Origin of the sequence: Buttiauxella sp., from assembly GCF_035271705.1 — a bacterium.
Classification (GTDB): Bacteria; Pseudomonadota; Gammaproteobacteria; order Enterobacterales; family Enterobacteriaceae; genus Buttiauxella.
In genome coordinates this window covers 1-5,916 of sequence record NZ_DATERI010000185.1, presented here as the reverse complement: position 1 = coordinate 5,916, position 5,916 = coordinate 1, and the positions used below count along the sequence as shown (strand labels likewise).

6 protein-coding genes are annotated in these 5,916 nt (G+C 47.8%); all 6 read left to right on the top strand.

The features are described from left to right. On the top strand, positions 1 to 375 hold a 375-nt coding region (locus VJY99_RS16840), incomplete at its 5' end, for a polysaccharide pyruvyl transferase family protein (protein WP_324120517.1). After that, complete coding sequence (gene wcaL, locus VJY99_RS16835) at positions 372 to 1,592, top strand: colanic acid biosynthesis glycosyltransferase WcaL (protein ID WP_324120515.1); 1,221 nt, start codon at positions 372 to 374, stop codon at positions 1,590 to 1,592. The genes VJY99_RS16840 and wcaL, both read left to right, overlap by 4 nt. A 29-nt stretch (positions 1,593 to 1,621) precedes the next feature. Continuing rightward, entirely contained in the window at positions 1,622 to 3,064 is a 1,443-nt protein-coding gene (gene wcaM / locus VJY99_RS16830; protein ID WP_324120513.1) for a colanic acid biosynthesis protein WcaM, read from the top strand. Between the two features lie 174 nt (positions 3,065 to 3,238). Continuing rightward, the gene (gene galF / locus VJY99_RS16825; protein ID WP_324120512.1) at positions 3,239 to 4,135 is read left to right on the top strand and encodes a UTP--glucose-1-phosphate uridylyltransferase GalF; all 897 of its coding nucleotides are present in this window, start codon (positions 3,239 to 3,241) and stop codon (positions 4,133 to 4,135) included. 388 nt (positions 4,136 to 4,523) lie between these two features. After that, positions 4,524 to 5,597, top strand: a complete 1,074-nt coding sequence (rfbB, locus tag VJY99_RS16820; RefSeq protein ID WP_324120510.1) for a dTDP-glucose 4,6-dehydratase — start codon at positions 4,524 to 4,526, stop codon at positions 5,595 to 5,597. Next, the coding region (locus tag VJY99_RS16815) for a sugar phosphate nucleotidyltransferase (protein ID WP_324120509.1) at positions 5,597 to 5,916 on the top strand (320 nt) is incomplete at its 3' end. The genes rfbB and VJY99_RS16815, both read left to right, overlap by 1 nt.

Sequence of the window (5,916 nt, the reverse complement as noted above, 5' to 3'; positions counted from 1 at the left end):
GTGAACTCTCCCGAGCAATATCACGTGGTGATGGATGAGCTTAATGACCTGGAAATGGGCAAAATTCTTGGTGAATGTGAACTGACCGTCGGCACACGACTGCATTCTGCCATTATCTCGATGAACTTTGGCACCCCTGCCATTGCTATCAATTATGAACACAAATCCGCAGGCATCATGCAGCAACTTGGCATGCCGGAAATGGCGATTGAAATCCGCCAGCTTCTGGATGGATCACTGCAAAGCGTGGTCGCTGATGTGTTAGGGCAACTCCCGGCAATTAATGAACGGCTTGTTCACGCGGTGCGTGCCGAACGTGAAGATGGCCTGCGCATGGTGGAATCGGTTCTGGCGCGAGTGAAGGGGGCGAAATGAAAGTCGGTTTCTTCTTGCTCAAATTCCCTGTGGCATCCGAAACCTTTGTTCTGAATCAGATAACCGCGTTTATCGATATGGGGTATGAGGTGGAAATCGTTGCCATCCAGAAGGGCGATTTGACCCACACTCACGCGGCTTTCAAAGAGTACAAGCTCGCTGAGAAAACCACCTGGCTGATGGACGAACCTGCAGGCAAGGTCGCAAAACTGCAATCCCGTGCCCTGAATACACTGCGGGGGGGGCTGCGCCCGCGCACCTGGAAAGCCTTGAATGCGAAGCGCTATGGCGACGAAGCGCGCAATTTGATCTTGTCTTCCATTTGTGGCCGTAACCCGCAGCCTGTACAGGCTGATGTTTTTATAGCCCATTTCGGCCCAGCCGGTGTGACGGCAGCAAAACTGCGCGAACTTGGTTTACTGAAAGGTAAAATCGCCACGGTTTTCCACGGTATTGATATTTCAGGGCGTGACGCACTGGCGCATTACACACCTGAATATCAAAAGCTTTTCGTACGCGGTGATTTAATGCTGCCAATCAGTGATTTATGGGCAGGGCGTTTGCAGAAAATGGGCTGCCCGGCGGAGAAAATTACTGTTTCGCGCATGGGAGTGGACATGGAACGGTTTTCGCAACGCGCGGTTAAAGCCCCGGCGAAAACGCTGGAGATTATCTCGGTGGCACGGCTGACCGAGAAGAAAGGGTTGCATGTGGCGATTGAAGCCTGCGTGTTGTTAAAAGAGCGCGGTGTGAGCTTCCGTTACAACATCCTCGGCATCGGCCCGTGGGAAACGCGCCTGCGCACGCTTATCGAACAAAATCAGCTCGATGATGTGGTGTTTATGCCGGGCTTTAAGCCGAATCACGAAGTGAAAGCGATGCTCGATGAAGCTGATTTGTTCTTGCTGCCGTCGGTCACGGGCGCTGATGGCGATATGGAAGGTATCCCCGTTGCTTTGATGGAAGCGATGGCGGTCGGTATTCCGGTTCTTTCGACGGTACACAGCGGTATACCGGAGTTAATCGATTCGGGTCGTTCCGGCTGGCTGGTGCCTGAATATGATGCCGTCGCCCTTGCGGACCGACTTCAGGTTTTCGCCAATGTCGAAGAAAGCGAGCTTAGGCCTATGTTGAGCCGGGCTCGTGAGAAAGTCGAAACCGAGTTTAATCAAAAAGTTATCTACCAACAGCTCGCCCGCCAGCTACATACGCTGTAAACCCACCGAGTGAAGCTTCACGAGGACGTATGCGCAAAAGAATTCTACTCACTACCCTTCCGTTTTCTTCCTCCCGCCGCAAGCTGTTATGGGCCAGTTCAGTACTGGCCGCGGTGCCTTTTGTGCTACCACGCGTGGTTCTGGCACGCGCGGTTCTGGCGACCAGCATTAAAGATGAGGTAAGCGTCGAGCAATTCTACAAAGGTGACTGGATAGCAGCCTTCAAACAGGCCTTTGCCGCCGCAGACACCGTCACTGTTCCCGCCGCTTTAGTCTGCAACAACATCAACACGGCAGTCTTCATGCCCGAAGGCAAAACGCTACAGGTCGCGGGTGGATTAAAAGGCAATGGCAAAGGGCGTTTTGTGATGCAGGACGGTTGCCAAATTGTGGGCGAAAAGGGGGGGCGGTTTAACAATATTACTCTTGATGTGCGCGGCTCAAACTGCACCATTAAAGGCATTGATATGAGCGGTTTTGTGCCGGTGACACAAATCTACATCGGCGGCAAAAATAAGCGCACTATGCGCAATCTGGTGATTGATAACATTACCGTTCATGATGCCAACTACGCCATTTTGCGGCAAGGTTTCCACAACCGCATGGAGAACGTGAGGATTACTAACGGTCATTTCAGCCGTTTGCAGGGTGATGCTATCGAATGGAACGTGGCGATAAACGACCACGACCTGCTTATCTCCGACCACGTGATTGAAAACATTGATTGCACCAATGGCAAGATCAACTGGGGTATCGGCATCGGGTTGGCGGGAAGTACCTACGATAATGAGTATCCTGAAAATCAGGCGGTGAAAAATTTTGTCGTCGCCAATATCACCGGCAGCAACTGCCGCCAGTTGGTGCATGTCGAGAATGGTAAACACTTTATTATTCGCAATATTAAAGCACGAAACATTAATCACACATTTAGTAAGAACGCGGGAATCGATAACGCGACAGTCGCTATTTATGGCTGTGATAACTTCGTCATTGATAATGTTGATATGGTCGACAGTGCGGGATTTCTGATTGGTTATGGGGTGATCAAAGGCAAATATCTGTCTATTCCGCAAAATTTTAAGCTCAATGATATTTCATTAGATAATTCTCATATGCCGTTTAGGAGCCGCGGTATCCAGATTTCATCGGGTAATGCGACCTCTTTTGTGGCGATCACCAATCTAGTGATAAAGCGGGCAACACTTGAGTTGCATAACAAACCACAACACTTGTTCCTGAGAAACGTTGATGTGATGCAGTATGCTGAGGTTGGGCCTGCGTTAAAGCTACACTTCGACCTGCGCAAAGACGTACGGGGTCGTTTTATGGCCAAAGATGACACGCTGCTGTCTCTGGCTAATGTGCGAGCGGTTAATGAGAAAGGGCACAGTTCGGTGGATATTGACCGGGTGGATCACCAACATGTGAACACCAGTGGGTTGAATTTTGCTCTACCAGCGATGAATAAGTAGTTGTCAAATCACATTGCGATTAATCCGAGCTTTTAAACAGCGTAAATCAAGACTTTGGTTTTGCGTACTTTGTTGAGAACGTTAAGATGAAGTACTATTTTGGGGATCAATTCATGCTGGTATCAGCGCACGAAACGACTATAATCCCCCAACCATTTAGAGGTGGGTTTGAATATGATTAATTTGAAAGCAGTTATTCCGGTAGCAGGCTTGGGTATGCATATGTTGCCTGCAACAAAAGCTATTCCAAAAGAGATGTTACCGATAGTCGACAAACCGATGATTCAATACATCGTAGACGAAATCGTAGCTGCCGGTATCAAAGAAATCGTGCTGGTGACGCACTCTTCCAAGAATGCGGTAGAGAACCATTTCGACACCTCGTATGAGCTGGAAGCGCTGCTGGAGCAACGCGTTAAGCGCCAGTTGCTTGCAGAAGTCCAGTCAATTTGCCCACCGGGCGTGACCATCATGAACGTGCGTCAGGCACAGCCTTTAGGCCTTGGTCACTCAATTTTGTGCGCGCACCCGATTATTGGCGACAATCCATTCGTTGTGGTATTACCTGACGTCATTCTTGATGGCGCAAGTGCTGATCCATTGCGCTACAACTTAGCGGCAATTGTTGAGCGTTTTAAAGAGACCGGGCGCAGCCAGGTTTTGGCAAAACGTATGCCTAATGAAGACTTGTCTGAGTATTCCGTTATCACTACCAAGGAATCTCTGGACAATGCAGGGCAGGTGAGCCGCATCGTTGAATTCGTAGAAAAACCAGACCAGCCTCAGACACTCGATTCTGACCTTGCTGCCGTGGGCCGCTATGTGCTGTCTGCGGATATCTGGCCTGAACTCGAGAAAACCGAACCAGGCGCCTGGGACCGTATCCAACTGACGGATGCCATTGCGGCACTGAATCAAAAGCAAGCGGTTGAAGCGGCTTTGATGACTGGCGAAAGCTATGACTGTGGCAAGAAAATGGGTTACATGCAGGCGTTTGTACAGTACGGTCTGCGTAACCATAAAGAAGGCCAGAAGTTCAGAGATAGCATTCAGAAATTGTTAGCTCGTTGATTGCTTTGTAAACAATGAAGATGAGTGCCTGATGAGAAGAACGGCAGTGGAAAGTGGCGATAGGGTTGCAGCATGCAACTCTGTTGGGGCTTACTGCCGTTTTTTTATGTTTGAAATTTGCGCAGAATCCAATAGTTAACGAGCCCATTAGAATAGGTCGCAAGCCACAGGTAAGATGCCTATCCTAATGTGCTCCACCCCTCAGCAGTGTCTGCATGAGGAAAAAATCGAGCGTCAAAATCAGTACTCTGGTAGCTGTTGAGCCAGGGGCGGTAGCGTGGGTAAATGCGCGTTACACCTATCTCCTGTTTTTAAATCCTTGCGGGATTATCGTCTGAAATAAAATTATAGAAGATAATCATTATAAAATTTAAGAGAGAATCTTTTCGTGAAAATTCTTGTTACTGGTGGTGCCGGTTTTATCGGTTCAGCGGTCGTCCGTCATATTATAAATAATACTCAGGACAGCGTCGTTAATGTCGATAAATTAACCTATGCAGGTAATCTTGAATCATTGGTAGATGTGAGTAGCAATGAACGATATGCATTCGTTCAGGCAGATATCTGCGACAGAAGTGCAATGGATGCGATATTTAAAGAACATCAACCGGATGCGGTTATGCATCTGGCAGCTGAAAGCCACGTTGACCGCTCTATCACCGGTCCTGCTGAATTTATCGAAACGAACATTGTAGGAACTTACACCCTGCTTGAAGCAGCACGTGCTTATTGGGCGCAGATGAATGATGAGCGCAAAGCAGGCTTCCGTTTCCATCATATTTCTACTGACGAAGTGTACGGTGATTTGCCGCATCCTGATGAATGCCCGGATGGCGCGGTTCTCCCGTTATTTACCGAAACAACGTCTTATGCGCCAAGCAGCCCTTATTCTGCTTCTAAAGCATCAAGTGATCACTTAGTTCGTGCCTGGCAACGGACTTATGGCTTACCTTGCATTGTAACCAACTGTTCAAATAACTATGGTCCATATCACTTCCCGGAAAAACTGATCCCACTGGTTATTCTTAATGCTCTGGAAGGGAAGAACTTGCCTGTCTATGGCAAGGGCGATCAGATCCGTGATTGGTTATATGTTGAAGATCATGCGCGCGCACTATACACAGTGGTGACCCAAGGTAGTCTTGGCCAGACGTATAATATCGGTGGGCACAATGAGAAGAAAAATCTCGATGTGGTGCTGACTATTTGTGATTTGTTGGATGAGATGGTTCCTAAGAATACTTCATACCGCGAACAAATTACCTATGTTACTGACCGCCCAGGTCATGACCGTCGCTATGCTATTGATGCCAGCAAAATTAGCCATGATTTGAACTGGAAACCACAAGAGACTTTTGAAAGTGGCATTCGTAAAACCGTTGAATGGTACTTAACCAATCAACAGTGGTGCCGTCGAGTACAGGATGGTAGCTATCAACGTGAACGATTAGGATTAAAATAATGAAAGGAATAATTCTTGCTGGTGGGTCAGGTACTCGGCTTTATCCAATTACAATGGGTGTGTCGAAGCAGTTGCTTCCTATTTATGACAAGCCAATGATCTATTATCCCTTGTCAGTTCTGATGCTAGCAGGCATAAAGGATATCTTGATCATTACAACCCCTGAAGACCAAGTGGGTTTTATACGCCTTCTTGGTGATGGTTCAAAAATAGGATTGAAGTTACATTATGAAATTCAAGCGTCACCTGATGGTCTTGCTCAAGCATTTATAATTGGAGAGAATTTTATTGGCTCTGATTCTGTTTGCTTAGTACTTGG